This is a genomic window from Streptomyces parvus, assembly GCF_032121415.1.
Taxonomy (GTDB): Bacteria; Actinomycetota; Actinomycetes; order Streptomycetales; family Streptomycetaceae; genus Streptomyces; species Streptomyces globisporus_A.
Genome location: NZ_CP135079.1, coordinates 4,355,678 through 4,370,497 on the forward strand (window position 1 = coordinate 4,355,678; position 14,820 = coordinate 4,370,497).

Sequence of the window (14,820 nt, forward strand, 5' to 3'; positions counted from 1 at the left end):
CCGTTCATGCTGGGTGTCACCGATCTTCCGACCTATCTCGCCGGCCTGGCGCTGATCGTTCTTCTGCCGGGTCCGAACTCGCTCTACGTGCTCTCTGTCGCCGCCCGACGCGGCGTACGCACCGGGTACAAAGCCGCCGCGGGCGTCTGGACCGGGGACGCCGTCCTGATGACGCTCGCCGCACTGGGCGCCGCGTCCCTGCTGACGACCACGCCCCTGCTCTTCGCGATCGTCAAGTACGCGGGCGCGGCCTATCTGACCTGGATGGCCATCGGGATGCTGCGGGCCGCCGTGGCCCTGTGGCGCGAGCGGCACCGGCGTACCGCCGAACTCGTGGAGACGGTCGGGGCGGAGGGTGCCGCCGGAACCTCCGGGGCGGCGGCGGGGCCCGTGGAGCGGCCCTACCGCCGTGCGCTCGTGGTCAGCCTGATCAACCCGAAGGCGATCCTGTTCCTGATCTCCTTCTTCGTCCAGTTCGTCGACCCCGGCTACGCCTACCCGGCACTGTCGTTCCTGGTGCTGGGCACCCTGCTCCAGCTCGCCAGCTTCGCCTACCTCTCGGTGCTGATCTTCGGCGGCACCCGGCTGGCCGCCGTCTTCCGCCGGCGCAAGCGGCTGTCGGCGGGGGCCACTTCGGCGGCCGGTGTCCTGTTCCTCGGGTTCGCCGCCAAGCTCTCGCTCAGCAGCGTGTAGCCCGGGGGCGGCCCGCCTCAGTGGTGCCAGGCCCTCCCCCCGACGTTGTGGATCATCCGCTGCAGCACCTTGAGCGCGGCGACGAACTCCGCGTCGTCGATGCCCTCGTGGATCTTTGCCCTCGCCCGGGCGACCCGGGCGTACGCCTTCTCGCGCAGCGCCCGCCCCCCGGGCGTCAGCCGCAGCCGCCCGGAGTCCTCGGTGGCCAGGCCCTGCCGGAGGAGGCCGTCGACGGCCTCCTCGATGCCGTCGGTCCCGGCGTCGAGGTAGCCGCTGAGCAGGGCGACCACCTCGGCCCGGTCCCGGCCCTCCTCGTCCGCCCCGTCCAGTTGGTTGAGCACCCACCAGGGCGGCTGCGTGAGTCCGTTCTCGGCCAGCGCCGACCTGATGTGGGTGACCGTCGCCTCGTGCGCGGCCCAGCTCCAGTAACCGATCGGCTGGAGGGCGAGTCCCGCGTCGTCGTGTGAGTAGTCCATGGCCCAGAACGTAGAACCTCAAGCGAAGTCGAGGTCAAGCCCCGCTCGCCGGGGAGCCTCCCGGCCCCGGTCATCCGGCGGACGCGCAGAGTTCACCCGCTGTCGTGGCGGGTGTCATCCGATCCTTCCGCGGTCTCACTACGTTGTCGGGACCATGATCGAAGGTGAGGGCGCGCGTGCCGAAACTGTCCGTTGTCGTACCGCTCCACAATGTCGCGGCCTACGCCCCGACCACGCTGGGGAGCCTGGCCCGCAACGCGGACCCGGACATCGAGTTCCTGCTGGTCGATGACGCGTCCGGCGACGGCACGCAGGACATCGTCGACCACTGGGCCGAGCGGCTGCCGCGCGCCCGCGTGATCAGGCACGGTACGAACGTCGGCATCGCGGCCGCCCGCAACAGCGGCATCGACGCCGCCGAGGGCGACTACCTCACCTTCCTCGACGGCGACGACTGGTACGCCCCAGGCCACCTGGGCCGGCTGCTGCGCGCCGCCCAGGACCTCGACTGCGACTTCGCCCGCACCGACCACGTGCAGTCCACCGGCACCAGCCGGGTCGTGCGGCGCGCACCCGCCCCGCTCCGGGACACCCCGCTCGACCCCCGCGACGGCATCGGGGTGCCCGAGCGCGAGACCATGGTCGACTACCCGTTCGTCTGGGCCGGGATCTACCACCGGCGGCTCTTCGCGGACGGCGCCCAGCGCTTCGCCACCGAACTGCGCACCGCCGAGGACCGGCTGTGGATCTGGCAGCTCCATCTGCGCGCCCGCACCTACGCGGCCCTCGGGCTGTACGGCATCTTCTACCGGCGCGGGGTCACCACCTCCCTGACCCAGATCAAGGACGCCCGCCAGCTCGACTTCTTCGCCTCCTACGACACGCTGCTCGACCAGCTGCGCGCCGACCGGGACGCGGACGTCCTGCTGCCGAAGGCCGTCCGTACCTACTGCGCGATGATCGCCTTCCACAACGAGAAGGCCGGCGACTACGAGCCCGCCACCGCCCGGAAACTGCGCGCCGAGTCCACCGCCGCGCTGGGCCGGATGCCTCAGGACGTGCTCGACCGCACCCTGACGATGATCGACGACAAGCGCGGCACGCTGCTCAGCCGTCTGCGCACCAAGCAGAAGGCCGCCTGACCGATGACCGTGTCCGCTTCCGTCCGTACGCCCCCGCGCACCCAGATCTTCCAGGTCTCCACCCTGTACGGCGCGGCCACCCTCGCCGCCGCGCTCGACGCCGGACAGTTCGGCCGGGCCCTCGACAGCCACCGCATCCTGCTGGTCTCCAACAACGCGGCCGTCCCCGAGACCGCCCTGCGCCTGGAGGAGATGCGCGGTTACGGATCCCTCGCCGCCCGCTTCGACGCCGTCGTCGACTGGAACGAGGCCATCAGCCCGCACCACCCCAGCGGCTGGGGCCCCCGCTCCGAGGAGACCGTCCTGTGGCAGCGGGCCTTCCGCCTCGCCTGGGACATCGCCCCCGACGCCCCCGTCGACCTCGCGGTCGAGTCCATCCAGGTCAACCCGGCCCGCGCGCTCGCCGCGATCTTCTCCGAGAGCGCCGTCCACGTCTACGCCGACGGCTTGATGAGCTACGGCCCCACCCGCAACCGGATGCCCCAGTCCATCGCCTGCCGCATCCGGCGCGTCCTCCACCTCGACCTGGTCACCGGGGTGCGCCCGCTCCTCCTCGCCGAGGCCGGCGTCGAACCCGAACTCGTCCCCGACGACGCCTTCCGCGCGGTCCTCTCCGAGATCGCCACCGCAGCGGCGGGCGACAAGGGGCTCGCCGCCGCCGAGGCCGCCGCCCCCACCGCGATGCTCCTCGGCCAGTACCTCGCCGCCCTCACCATCCTCACCCCGGAGGAGGAAGAGGAGCTGCACATCCGGATGCTGCGCGGAGCCGCCCGCGCCGGACACACCTCCATCCTCTTCAAGCCGCACCCCACCGCCCCGGCCCGCTACTCCCGCGCCCTGGACGAGGCCGCCGCCGAACTCGGCGTACGGCTCACCACGCTGGACAGCCCGCTGCTCGCCGAGACGCTGTACGAGCGGTGCGCGCCCACCCTCGTCGTCGGCTGCTTCTCCACCGCGATGTTCACCGCCGCCGCCTACTACGGCATCCCCGTCGCCCGCGTCGGCACCCGGCTGGTCCTCGACCGGATCACCCCGTACGAGAACAGCAACCGCATCCCGCTGACGATCACCGACCACCTCGTGCCCGACCTGGACACGCAGGGCGGCCCGGAAGCGCCGGGCGCCGGGGGCGTTCCCCACCTGCCGCGCACCGCGCCGGACACCCTCGCCCCGCTGGTGCGGACCGTCGGCTACTGCATGCAGGCCAAGCTCAACCCCGGGCTGCGCCCGGAGGCCGAGGCCTGGCTGCGGGAGCACCTCGACCCCACCACCCAGCACTACTTCAAGCGCCGCCGTCTGCAGAGCCTCACCCTGCCCGGCGGCGGCCCCCGGGGCGCGGCGGTCCGGCTGCGCCGCACCGTTCGGCGCACCCGCAGCACCCTGGGCCTCTGACCCGGGGCCGGGACCGGGGCCCGAACCCCGGTGCCGGCGTCCGACTCACAGAACGGCGGAACGAGCATGGGCCAGACCCTCACCGGGCTGCTCACGTCAGTACGTGCGATAGCGGGACGGCCGGGATCGCCGCCCCGGGCACGCCCCGGCGACGGACCGGACCCGGCGCTCCTGGCCGCCCTGCGGCACTGCGGCGACCACCTCGCCGCCCTCGCCGCCTCCGGCCCCCTCACCGACGCCCGCCGTACCCGGCTCATCGCGTCGATCGGGGCCCTGACCACCGCGTGCTCCACCCCGGACGCCGACGCGTTCGACGCGCTGCTGCGGACCGGGCAGCAGGCGCTGGACAGCGGCGGCGACGCCGAGGCCCGCCTCGCCCTGGCCCTCGCCGACGAGGCGACCGCCCTGCGCGCCCGCTCCAAGGGCGCCTGGCGGCTGCGCGGCAACGCCCTGGACGCGCTCGGCCGGAGCGAGGAGGCGATCACCGCGTACGAACGCCACCTCGCGCTCCAGCAGAACACCGCCGCCTCGCGTGATGTCGAACGCCGGGTCGCCGCCCTCCGCGCGGCGGGCGACCTCATCGACGAGGCGCTGGCGTTGGCCGGTGACGGTGACGGTGACGGTGACGGGAGTGAGGGCGCGGCCGGGGCGGTCCGCCTCTCCCGCCGGCTGCCCGCCGCCGACGCCCGCGCCGCCTTCACCGAACTCGTCCGGCTCCGTACCACCGAACGCGGCGCCGCCGACCCCGCCGTACGCCGGCTCGCCGCCCTCTACGCCGAGCACCGCCGGCTCTCGGACCGCGACCCGATGGCCGACCCGCTGCTCGGCGGGGCCGAACCCATCGGCGTCCCCGGTCTGCGCCGGTTCCTCGCGGGCCGGGCCGTCTGCCTGGTCGCCGACACACCGCACACCGCCGAGCAGGAACAGCGGCCCGGCAGTTCCCTGGCCGCCCTCATCGAGGGCTACGACCTCGTCGTGCGCTGCGACGCCGTACGCCACGCCGCCCCCACCGCCCGAACCGACCTGCACGCCGTCACCCTGCGCGGCGACGCCCCGTGGAAGGGCCCCCGGTGGGGCCGCCGGGCCACCGCCCGGCTGGTCTTCGGCGACCCGCTCCCGCACTGGCGGCTCGCCGTGCGCAGCCGGCTCGTCCCCGGCGCCCAGGACCGCATCGGCGACGCGACGCTGCGCCGCCCGTTGCACGACCCCGCGCTGCTCGCCGGGGCGGCGGATGCGGACGGGCCCGCGAGCACCGCGTACACCGTGCTGCGGCTCCTCGACTTCCTGGGCACCCCCGCCCGGGTGGACCTCATCGGGTTCGAAGGACCGGCGGCCCTGTCCCCGCGCGAGCGGGAGTGGATCGGATCGCGGGCCGGGACCACGGACGACACCGCAGTGAGGATCACGCTGAGATGACGACGCACGCCTCCACCCCCGAGGCCGGGTCCGCATCCGCCGACGACCGTCGCGCCGTCACCGGGAAGCGCCGGATCGCCTTCGCCGTGTACCTCGCCGACGCGGGCGAACTGCCGGGACTCCAGGCCCTCCTGCGCAGCCTCGCGCTGAGCAACCCGGCTCTCTGCGAGGACGTCGTCGTCCTGCACCCCGGCCTTCCGGACGCCGCCTTCGACGCCGTCCACCGGCTGCACCCCCGGCTGATCGCGCGCCCGGCCGCCGGACACCACGACGTGTTCCGCCTCGACGGCTACGACACCGTCATCGCCCTCACCCCCGCCCTGGTCGTCCTCGGCAGGATCGACCCGCTGCTGCGTCTGCGTACGGGCGTGGCCGCCGTGCCGCGCACCGCCCCGGACGGCGTCCCCGGCCCGCGCCACGGCTTCGCCGACGACGGCCTCCTGGTGATCCAGCGCCAGGACCTCGCCCACCCCGTACCGCCCGCCGCCGCGCGGGACATCCCGGAGGGCCTCCTCGTACCCCTGGACTCCCGGTACGACTTCCGGGCTCTGCGGCTCGGCGACGACCTGGCGGTCCCCGAAGAAGTCGTCGTCCTGAACTTCGCCGACGTGCCGATGCCCGGCACCGGCCCCGCCCACGCGGCCCGGGCGCGCCACGACCTGGACGACCAGGCGTTCCGCGCCGCCTACCTCGCCCTTCCCGGCGCGAAACACCCCGACCTGCTGCTGCATCTCGCCCTCCCGTTCCCCGACGGGTCCCGGCCGCCGATCGACCTGGTCCGGCAGCTCGCCGAGATCCACCGGGGGCGCGGGCACCACGATGTGGCCGTCGCCCTGCTGGGCGAGGCCGTCGCGGACCGCCCCGACCTGCCACGCTGCCACGAGACGCTCGGGGTCTGCCTGATGGCGCTGTCCCGGTACGAGGAGGCCGAGACGCATCTCCTCCTGGCGACCGCGTCCCCGGATTTCGCCCCCCGCGCGTACGGCCAACTCGCCCGGTTGGCCTGGCTGCTGGGCCGAAGCGAGGACGCCCGGGGGTACGCGCTCGCCGGTCTGGAGTCCGACCCGACCGATGCCAACTGCCGCGCCTGGTACGCCCGTACGTCCGAGATGGTCGCGGCGGACGCCACCGCGCCGGAGACTCCGGCCGGCGAACAGCTCGCCCATGTCGCCCTGTTCGCGGACGGGGACGAGAACGCGGGCGACAAGGTGCTGCCCGAGGCGGTCCGCAGCTGCTTCACCGCCGACACCGGCCCCGGCCGCTGGCACCAGCAGCACGCGCACCTGCTGGTCGACGAGACCGGCCTCGAACGCCTCAACGCCCGGCGGGCCGTGATCGTCGGCGGCGGCGGGCTCTTCCTCCCCGACACCGCGCCCAACGGCAACAGCGGCTGGCAGTGGAACATCCCCGACGACGTGCTCGCCCGGATCACCGCCCCCCTGGCGGTCTTCGCCGTCGGCTACAACGTCTTCGACGGCCAGCGCTACCGGCGCGAGCGCTTCGCGGCCTCCCTGCAAGCCCTGGTCGAGCGGTCCGCGTTCTTCGGGCTGCGCAACCACGGCTCCGTCGCCCGGGTCAGGGAGCTGCTGCCCGCCTCCCTCCGCGAGAAGGTGCGCTACCAGCCCTGCCCCACCACGGTCGCCCGCCACCTCGACGCCCGCCTCGCCGGAACGGCGGTACGCGAGGACACCGTCCTCGTCAACTGCGCCTACGACCGGGCCGGGCTCCGCTTCGGCCACGACTACGGGCACTTCCTCGCGGAGATGGCCGCGGCGATCCGGGCCATGTCGGCCGCTGCGGAGGTCCGTTACGCCGCGCACATGCCCGCCGACGAACGCTTCGTCGACGATCTGCGGCGCGAGCACGGCCTCGCCCTCCCCGTGGAGCCGCTGTACCTGCTCTCCAACGACGCCATCCGCGACCTCTACCGGCGCACCCGGCTGGTGATCGGCATGCGCGGTCACGCCGGGATGATCCCCTTCGGCTGCGGCACCCCCGTCATCAGCCTGGTCTCGCACCCCAAACTGGCCTACTTCCTGGCCGACATCGACCGGTCCGACTGGGGCGTCTCCGTCCACGAACGGGCCCTCGGCGCCCGCCTGGCGGAGCGGGCCCTCGCCGTGCTGGCCGACCATCCGGCGGCGGTGGCCGACGTCCACGACCGGCAGCGGATGCTGTGGTCCGTGACCCGGGACAACCTCGCGCTGCTGCGTGAACTCACCGGTCTGCCCGACCCGTTCGGCGATCCGGACCGGGGTGCGGACGCCGTGGTCCCCGCGCCCCGGTCCGTCGCCGACCGGGACCGGCCCACCCGCCCCCGGAACCACGCGTGAACCCCGTACCGCCCGTCGGCCGGCCCCGGACACGGGTGACCCGCGGCCCCGCACGGCCCCGGAACCACACGTGATCCGTACCGCCCCGCCCACCCCCTGAGGAACATGTCCACCACACCTCCCGCCTCGGCCTCCGCATCCGCTCCCGCCACGACGGCCCCTCAGGCGCCGCGCCCCGACCGGGCCGGGCACCGCCACGACATCGACCTCATCCGGCTGCTCTGCTCCATCGGCGTCATCGGCCTCCACACCGGCTCGGCGTTCGTGAACACCGTGGGCCGTACGGCGTCGGAGGGGGCCGGCACCTACTGGGCCGGGCTGACCGCCGACTCCGCCGGGCGCTTCGCCGTACCGCTCTTCTTCGCCATCGCCGGCTGGGTGGTCCTGGTCGGGGCCCCGCCCAAGGACGGCGCCCGGCTCCGGCGGCGCATCGTGCGGATCACCGTGCCGCTCGCCGTCTGGACCGCGCTCTACATCGCCTGGGGCAAGCTGCGCGACACCAACGACGACCCGGTCCGCCACCTCGCCCTGGACTCCGTGTTCGCCTCGGTCCGCCCCGCCTACCACCTCTGGTACCTGTACGCCTACCTCCCCGTGATCATGGTCCTGGGGCTGGTCGTCCTCGTCCGGGCGGGCAGACGGCCGTGGGGCCTCGGCGCGGTCCTGCTCGTCCTGGCGTCCGCCCCGTCGCTCCTCGGCGACCTGGCCGAGGCGACCGGCCGCGAACTGCCGCGTTTCGGTTGGGCGTTCGCCCCGTACCAGCTGATCTACGCGGTGCTCGGGGCGCTGCTGCTCGCCGCCCCCGCCGGGGCGTTCGGCAGGCGGCGGTGGCCCTGGCTGCTGCTCGCGGCGGCCGGACTCGCCGGAGTGATCGCGTACCAGCACGAGGTGCACTACGCGATCCCGTACGCGCACGTCCTGGTGGCCCTGTTCAGCTGCGGGGTCCTGGTGTCCCTGCACGGCGTGCGGGTCCCGGAGCGGGTGCGGCCCACGCTGGCCCGGCTGTCCGAGGCGTCGTTCGGGGCCTACCTGGTGCACGTCCTCGTGCTCGGCGTCCTCACCGACACCTTGGTCGGTGAGGACCTGGGCGGGACGGCCGCCGTGGCGCTCGCGGCCGGGATCACGGTGGCCACGACGGCCCTGTCGTTCGGCGCGGCCCTGCTGTGGGGGCGGGCTGGGGCGAGCAAGATCCTGGGCTGAGCCCTGGTGCTCAGCGACTCCCGCCCCGCAGCGCCCGCGCCCGCCGGACCACCCGGCGCAGCGCCGGGTTCGAGCGCAGGAACGCCAGCCGGGCCGGGACCACGCCGGGCAGCGCGAGCGAGGCCAGGCGGCGGCGCCTGAAGTAGCGCCAGGTGCGGCTGTCCAGATGCGCGGCGAGGTAGCGCTCGGCGGCCGGGCGCAGATCGGGGCGCACCTTCGGCCGCATCGCGAAGGCGACGGCGGCCAGCAGGCCGTCCAACTCGGCCCCGGATGCGGTCTCCTGTCGCGCGGCTGCCTCCTCCGAGCCGCCGAGCCCCGGCAGCACCGCGTCGGCGAGTGTCGCCGCCGTCCGCTCCGGGTTCTCGTACGGGGTCAGGCGCTCCAGCAGCAGCCCCGTGCCGACGGTCGCCACCGGCAGGCCGTGGAACCGGGCCGCCCCGAACAGCGCCGCCGAGGTGCAGCCCACGACCAGAGCGGGCCGCAGCCGGTGCGCCAGCACCTCGGCCGGGACCGGCGGCAGGCCGGCGAGGACGGTCAGTTCGACGCCGTGGCGGTCCGCCTCCGCGCGCAGCGCCGCCGGGTCTTCCCACGGGGCGTACGGATCCGGTGCGTACACCAGCCGGGTGTGACCGAGCGACACCGCCCCGCGCACCATCTCCCGCCGCAGCCCCGCCTCGTCGGCCGCCGGGATCAGCCCGGCCCCCGCCAGATCCTGCCCGAGCAGCAGCGCCGGCTCCTCGACGGCGGGCAGCACCACATCCGCGTCCGCGAGTTCGGCGACGACCTCGGTGATCGCCTCGGCCGGAACGCCGCGCGGCTCCACCCCGAACTCGCCGAGCAGCAGCGGGCGCACCCCGGCGACCAGGTCCGGATGGAGCAGCCGCCGCACCCGGGTCCCGGTCAGCGGCGGGATCTTCTCCCCGGTCGGGCCGTACGCGCCGGGCCCCTCGGCGTACACATCGACGGGGGCGCCGGCGAACACCTGGGTCAGGGCCCGGGCGGGGCCGGCGTGCGGGGAGTCCACGACGAGCTCCAGCTCCTCCTCGCCGAGCCCCCAGGCCCGCCGGAAGTGGCGCTCCCACAGTGGGGCGTCGTCCGCCCGGGGATTCCAGCCGTCCGGGTGGAAGGGGGCGATCGCGTCGTTCCACGAGAGCACCGCGTCGAACCGGGTGCGCAACCGCTCGAACCCGGCGCTTTCCGAGACATCGGCGACCGTCTCCGGGGCGGGACCGGTCCGGGACAGCAGCAGGATCCGGCGGTCGGGCCCGGTGAAGCAGCCCGCGTCGATCGCCGCGGCGAGCAGCACCGCCGCCCCGGGCGAGGAGGCGTGGAAGATCCGGATGGTCATGCGGCCGAGGCCCCCTTCGTGGCGGCCGGACGGCGGCGCAGCCTGCGCACCCGGGTCGCCCGTGTCACGTCCATGGCGTCGAGCGCCTCGTCCAGCAGCCGCTGCGGCAGGCGTCCCAGGGCCGCGGCCGCGCGCGACTTCAGTTCACGGGCCACGGCCGGTTCGAATTTGTCCAGGTCACCCAGATGGTGGGCGATGATCGCGCAGTACGTGCGTACGGCCTTCGGCAGGAACATCTCCGCCTCGCGGTCGGCGGCGGTCTCCGCGATCACCTGGTCGAATGCGCGAAGGAAATCGAGCTGACGCACATCGCCGATCTGCGTCAAGGAAGTCGCCACCCCGCGCCGGTAGAAATGGCTGAGCAGACCCAGGACGGCGAAGGATTCCGCCTCGCGGTGCAGTCGCCAGATCCACGGCCGGTCCTCCGCCGTGCGCAGCCCGTCGGTGAAGTGCAGCAGCCCCCGGTCCAGCAGCCGCCGGTGGTAGAGGCCCGCCCAGGCGAACGCGTAATCCACCGACGTGGTGCGGTGGGCCGGCAGGATCGCGGCCCGGGGATCGCTCACCACACCGTGCGGCCCGTGCGGAACCCGGCGTACGGTGCGTGCCTTGCCGTTCGCCTGGACGTGGTCGGTGCGCACGAAGTCGCAGCCCAGCGCCTCGGCCCCGGCCACCAGCCGCTCGTAGTGCCCGGCGGCCAGCCAGTCGTCGCCGTCCAGGAAGGCGATGTACTCGCCGCGGGCGGCGTCCAGACCGGTGTTGCGCGCGGTCGCCAGGCCGCCGTTCTCCTCGTGCCGCAGCAGGACGGCCCCGGGGATCTCGTCCGCTCCCCGGCGCAGCAGCGGGAGCGTCCCGTCGGTCGAACAGTCGTCGACGAGAAGGAACTCGAAGTCCTCGCGGGCGTTGGCCCGCAGACTTCTCAGGGTGTCGGGCGCGTAGGTCTGCACGTTGAAGAACGGCACGATGACGGAGAGCTTAACCACGCGCATCACGTTAGGTGCGGCTCCGGCCCATTCCTTTTCCGCCATGCGCCCAGCAGGTGAACAACGACCGACGCTCAGGTGAAGCGCCTTTTCCGGAAGGGGAATTGGCGTCCCATTCGGGGCGGTCCCCCAATCGTCGGCTCGCTGTTAACCATCTGTTGCCATCGCGTTGGGCCGCTCATCGAAATGCCTTCCTAACTTCTTGGACGTGCCCCCACGTACCAGCCATGAGGCCGAACCGGCCGAGACCCCCGCCGCCCGACCGGCGCTCCGGGTCGCCGTCCTCGCCGACTCCGACACCCGGTGGAAATGGGGCGCGCTCACCGCGCGCCGCCTGACCGCCGAGGCCGCCGGGGACGGACAGGACGCGCGCCCCGTCGAGGTCAGCGGGCTGCTGCTGCGCGGCCGGGCCACCCCGACACCCCGCCAGCTCGCGGAGGTCGGCGAGGTGGGCATCGACGCCGAGCGGGTCCGCGAGGTCACCGCCGCCGAGTTCCTGCACACCGTGCGCGACGAGGGCTTCGACCTCGTCGTCCTCGCCCTCGTCGGCGGCGGCGTCCAGGCCATGCTGCACGGCATCGCAGCCCTCGGCCTGCCCCGCCGGCCCGTCGTCGTCACCGGATACGTCGGCGTCGTCTACGAGAAGCTCGCCGACGGCCTCCTCCTGCGCCACGGGGCGGACGTCGTCCTCGCCAACTCGGCCCACGACGCGGAACGTTTCCGCGCGGTGTACGAGGGGGTGGGCGCCGACGCATCGGCCGTCACCGAGGCCGCCCTGCCCTTCCTGGGCGGGGCCCCGTACCGGCCGGAAGAGGGCCGCGACACCGTGGTGTTCGCCGCCCAGCCCTCCGTACCGGCCTCCCGCGCCGACCGTACGTACCTGCTCCGCCGCCTCGTCGAGCACGCCCGGCTGCACCCGCGCCGCGAGGTGCTGCTGAAGCTGCGCTCCAAGCCCGGCGAGCACACCACGCACATCGAGGAACTGCCCTACCAGAAGCTCGCGCAGAGGCTGCCGGGCGGGCTTCCGCCCAACTTCCGCCTGGTGTACGGGCACATGGGCGAGGTCCTGGACCGCACCGACCTCCTGGTCACCGTCTCCTCGACCGCCGCGCTGGAGTCCCTGCACCGCCGTATCCCGACCGCGATCCTCACCGACCTCGGCGTCCGCGAGATGCTCGGCAACCACCACTTCGTCGGCTCCGGGCTCCTCACCTCCTGGGACCGGCTCGACGGCGGGACCCGGCCCCGGCCGGACGCGGAGTGGGTGGCGGGGCAGGGCGTCGCCGCCGACGGCTCGTACGGCACCGCCTACGACACCGCCCGCGCCAAGGTCACCGCCCTCCTCGACGCCGGTCGACTCCCGCCGCTCGCCCCCTACTACACGCCCGCCAGCGCCCCCGGCTACCTCCCCGGCATCCTCGGCCGCCACCACCTGGCCCCCGACGGCACGCCCCTGCCCGGCGCGGCCGCGCCGCAGGAGCCCGGCCGGGTCCGGGGCGCGGTCCGCGAGACCGTCCGCAACGCGGCCCGCGGCGCCTACCGCCACGGCGTCCAGCGCGTCGCGCCGGTGATCCGCCGGATGGGGGAGCTGTGACCACTCCAGCGGCCTCGACAACCTCAGGAACCTCCATGACCCCAGGGACAACGATGCAGCCGCCCCCGCCCCCGACCGTCCTCGCCGTGATCCCCGCCCGCGGCGGATCCAAGGGCGTACCCGCCAAGAACCTCGCCGAGGTCGGCGGAATCCCGCTGGTCGCCCGCGCCGTTCGCGCCGCGCTCGGCGCCCCCGAGGTCACCGACGTCGTCGTCACCACCGACGACGGGGCCATCGCCGAGGCCGCCCGCACCGCCGCCGCCGACCTGCGCGCCGCCCACCGGCTGCACTGCGTTGAGCGCCCCGCCGCCATCGCGGGCGACACCGCGACCAGCGAAGCGGCCGTGCTGCACGCCCTGGACGTCTACGAGGCCGAGCGGGCCCGCACCGTCGACGTGGTCCTCCTCGTCCAGTGCACCAGCCCGTTCGTCTCCCGCGAGGACATCGACGGCGTGGCGCGGGCGGTGGCCCACGAGGGTGCGGACACGGCCGTCACGGTCGCCCCGTTCCACGGCTTCGTCTGGCGCGACGGGCACGCGGTCGAGGAGAGCACGTACGGCGTCAACCACGACAAGTCCGTACGCCCCCGCCGCCAGGACCGCCCCCAGGACTACCTGGAGACCGGCGCCGCCTACGCCATGGACGCGGCGGGCTTCCGTACCCACCGCCACCGCTTCTTCGGCCACACCGCCCTGGTCCCCACCGACCCGGCCCGGGTGCTGGAGATCGACGACCCGCACGACCTGGCCCGCGCCCGGGCCCTCGCCCCGCTCCTGGACCCCTCCCCGCTGCCCTCCCTCGCGGACGTGGACGCGGTCGTCCTGGACTTCGACGGCACCCAGACCGACGACCGGGTGATGGTCGACTCCGAGGGCCGCGAGACCGTCGCCGTCCACCGGGGCGACGGCCTCGGGATCGCCGCGCTGCGCAAGGCGGGCGTGCCCCTCCTGATCCTCTCCACCGAGCAGAACCCGGTCGTCGCCGCCCGGGCCCGGAAGCTGCAGATCCCCGTCCTGCACGGCATCGACCGCAAGGACGAGGCGCTGAAGCGCTGGTGCGACGAGCACTCCATCGCACCCGACCGGGTCCTCTACGTCGGCAACGACGTCAACGACCTGCCCTGCTTCTCCCTCGCCGGCTGGCCCGTCGCGGTCGCCAGCGCCCACGACTCGGTACGCGCCGCCGCGCGCGCCGTCACGACCACCCCCGGGGGCCACGGCGCCATCCGCGAGATCGCGGCCTGGCTGCTCGGCCCCACCCTCACCACCACCCACACCCCTGCTGTCCCCACCACGTAAGGAAGCACCACCATGAGCACCTCCCGCCTGCGCACCTTCGGCACCCGTACCGCCGGCCCCGGCAACCCCGTCTACATCACGGGTGAGATCGGCATCAACCACAACGGCGACCTCGACAACGCCATCGCGCTGATCGACGCGGCCGCCGAAGCCGGCTGCGACGCCGTCAAGTTCCAGAAGCGCACCCCGGAGATCTGCACCCCGCGCGACCAGTGGGACATCGAGCGCGACACCCCCTGGGGCCGGATGACGTACATCGACTACCGCCACCGCGTCGAGTTCGGCGAGGCGGAGTACACCGCCATCGCCGAGCACTGCGCCAAGCGCGGCATCGACTGGTTCGCCTCCCCGTGGGACACCGAGGCCGTCGCCTTCCTGGAGAAGTTCGACGTTCCCGCCCACAAGGTGGCCTCCGCCTCCCTCACCGACGACGAGCTGCTGCGGGCCCTGCGCGCCACCGGCCGCACGGTCATCCTCTCCACCGGCATGTCCACCCCGAAGCAGATCCGCCACGCGGTCGAGGTCCTCGGTTCGGACAACATCCTGCTCTGCCACGCCACTTCGACGTACCCGGCGAAGGCCGAGGAGCTGAACCTGCGGGTCATCAACACCCTCCAGCAGGAGTACCCGAACGTCCCGATCGGCTACTCCGGCCACGAGACCGGCCTGCAGACCACCCTCGCCGCCGTCGCGCTCGGCGCCACGTTCGTCGAGCGCCACATCACCCTGGACCGCGCCATGTGGGGCTCCGACCAGGCCGCCTCCGTCGAGCCGCAGGGCCTGACCCGGCTGGTCCGCGACATCCGCACCATCGAGCAGTCGCTCGGCGACGGCGTCAAGAAGGTGTACGAGTCCGAGCTCGGCCCGATGAAGAAGCTCCGCCGCGTCGCGGGCGTCGTCGCCGAGACCGAGAACGCGCCGGCCCCCGAGCCGGTCGCGGTCTGAGCG

General features: G+C 74.0%; 12 protein-coding genes. 9 read left to right on the forward strand and 3 right to left on the reverse strand.

Annotation, left to right across the window (positions count from 1 at the left end):
• Positions 1–6: 6 nt before the first annotated feature.
• Positions 7–693, forward strand: coding sequence for a leucine efflux protein LeuE (leuE, locus tag RNL97_RS20800; RefSeq protein ID WP_243314895.1), 687 nt, complete (start codon positions 7–9; stop codon positions 691–693).
• 17 nt (positions 694–710) lie between these two features.
• Here the strand turns inward: leuE and RNL97_RS20805 are convergent, their stop codons facing one another.
• Positions 711–1,169, reverse strand: coding sequence for a winged helix DNA-binding protein (locus RNL97_RS20805; protein WP_030575980.1), 459 nt, complete (start codon positions 1,167–1,169; stop codon positions 711–713).
• A gap of 176 nt (positions 1,170–1,345) precedes the next feature.
• Here RNL97_RS20805 and RNL97_RS20810 point away from each other — a divergent pair, with 176 nt between their 5' ends.
• The 5 genes from RNL97_RS20810 (at position 1,346) to RNL97_RS20830 (ending at position 8,652) form a co-directional block, all read left to right on the forward strand.
• Complete coding sequence (locus RNL97_RS20810; protein WP_030575983.1) at positions 1,346–2,311, forward strand: glycosyltransferase family 2 protein; 966 nt, start codon at positions 1,346–1,348, stop codon at positions 2,309–2,311.
• Positions 2,312–2,314: 3 nt separating this feature from the next.
• On the forward strand, positions 2,315–3,703 hold the full coding sequence (locus tag RNL97_RS20815; RefSeq protein ID WP_030575985.1) for a polysialyltransferase family glycosyltransferase: 1,389 nt from the start codon (positions 2,315–2,317) through the stop codon (positions 3,701–3,703).
• Positions 3,704–3,769: 66 nt separating this feature from the next.
• Positions 3,770–5,119 (forward strand): tetratricopeptide repeat protein, encoded by a 1,350-nt coding sequence (locus RNL97_RS20820; RefSeq protein ID WP_243314898.1) that lies wholly within the window; start codon positions 3,770–3,772, stop codon positions 5,117–5,119.
• Complete coding sequence (locus RNL97_RS20825; protein WP_313751042.1) at positions 5,116–7,452, forward strand: tetratricopeptide repeat protein; 2,337 nt, start codon at positions 5,116–5,118, stop codon at positions 7,450–7,452. Before RNL97_RS20820 ends, RNL97_RS20825 begins: the two co-directional genes overlap by 4 nt.
• A gap of 105 nt (positions 7,453–7,557) precedes the next feature.
• Positions 7,558–8,652 (forward strand): acyltransferase, encoded by a 1,095-nt coding sequence (locus tag RNL97_RS20830; RefSeq protein WP_243314902.1) that lies wholly within the window; start codon positions 7,558–7,560, stop codon positions 8,650–8,652.
• Between the two features lie 10 nt (positions 8,653–8,662).
• On the opposite strand, the gene RNL97_RS20835 is transcribed toward RNL97_RS20830, so the two are convergent.
• Both RNL97_RS20835 and RNL97_RS20840 read right to left on the reverse strand, forming a co-directional pair.
• On the reverse strand, positions 8,663–10,000 hold the full coding sequence (locus tag RNL97_RS20835; RefSeq protein ID WP_243314904.1) for an alpha-2,8-polysialyltransferase family protein: 1,338 nt from the start codon (positions 9,998–10,000) through the stop codon (positions 8,663–8,665).
• The gene (locus tag RNL97_RS20840) at positions 9,997–10,980 is read right to left on the reverse strand and encodes a glycosyltransferase family 2 protein (protein WP_243314905.1); all 984 of its coding nucleotides are present in this window, start codon (positions 10,978–10,980) and stop codon (positions 9,997–9,999) included. The genes RNL97_RS20835 and RNL97_RS20840 overlap by 4 nt, the downstream gene beginning before the upstream one ends.
• Positions 10,981–11,188: 208 nt before the next feature.
• On the opposite strand from RNL97_RS20840, the gene RNL97_RS20845 reads away from it, so the two are divergent.
• From RNL97_RS20845 to RNL97_RS20855, 3 genes are read left to right on the forward strand one after another with little or no spacing between them, the layout of a single operon-like run.
• A complete protein-coding gene (locus RNL97_RS20845) occupies positions 11,189–12,574 on the forward strand; it encodes a DUF6716 putative glycosyltransferase (RefSeq protein WP_030576003.1) in 1,386 nt (461 codons plus the stop codon).
• A 53-nt stretch (positions 12,575–12,627) separates the two neighbouring features.
• Positions 12,628–13,872, forward strand: coding sequence for an N-acylneuraminate cytidylyltransferase (locus RNL97_RS20850; protein WP_030576006.1), 1,245 nt, complete (start codon positions 12,628–12,630; stop codon positions 13,870–13,872).
• A 12-nt stretch (positions 13,873–13,884) separates the two neighbouring features.
• Positions 13,885–14,817, forward strand: coding sequence for an N-acetylneuraminate synthase family protein (locus RNL97_RS20855; RefSeq protein WP_006127058.1), 933 nt, complete (start codon positions 13,885–13,887; stop codon positions 14,815–14,817).
• Positions 14,818–14,820: the final 3 nt, after the last annotated feature.

What these genes read in the sequence shown, in the direction of transcription:
- leuE (WP_243314895.1), top strand. Translation starts at nt 7, where the DNA reads ATGCTGGGTGTCACCGATCTTCCGACCTATCTCGCCGGCCTGGCGCTG.
- RNL97_RS20805 (WP_030575980.1), bottom strand. Translation starts at nt 1,169, where the DNA reads ATGGACTACTCACACGACGACGCGGGACTCGCCCTCCAGCCGATCGGT.
- RNL97_RS20815 (WP_030575985.1), top strand. Translation starts at nt 2,315, where the DNA reads ATGACCGTGTCCGCTTCCGTCCGTACGCCCCCGCGCACCCAGATCTTC.
- RNL97_RS20820 (WP_243314898.1), top strand. Translation starts at nt 3,770, where the DNA reads ATGGGCCAGACCCTCACCGGGCTGCTCACGTCAGTACGTGCGATAGCG.
- RNL97_RS20825 (WP_313751042.1), top strand. Translation starts at nt 5,116, where the DNA reads ATGACGACGCACGCCTCCACCCCCGAGGCCGGGTCCGCATCCGCCGAC.
- RNL97_RS20830 (WP_243314902.1), top strand. Translation starts at nt 7,558, where the DNA reads ATGTCCACCACACCTCCCGCCTCGGCCTCCGCATCCGCTCCCGCCACG.
- RNL97_RS20835 (WP_243314904.1), bottom strand. Translation starts at nt 10,000, where the DNA reads ATGACCATCCGGATCTTCCACGCCTCCTCGCCCGGGGCGGCGGTGCTG.
- RNL97_RS20850 (WP_030576006.1), top strand. Translation starts at nt 12,628, where the DNA reads ATGCAGCCGCCCCCGCCCCCGACCGTCCTCGCCGTGATCCCCGCCCGC.
- RNL97_RS20855 (WP_006127058.1), top strand. Translation starts at nt 13,885, where the DNA reads ATGAGCACCTCCCGCCTGCGCACCTTCGGCACCCGTACCGCCGGCCCC.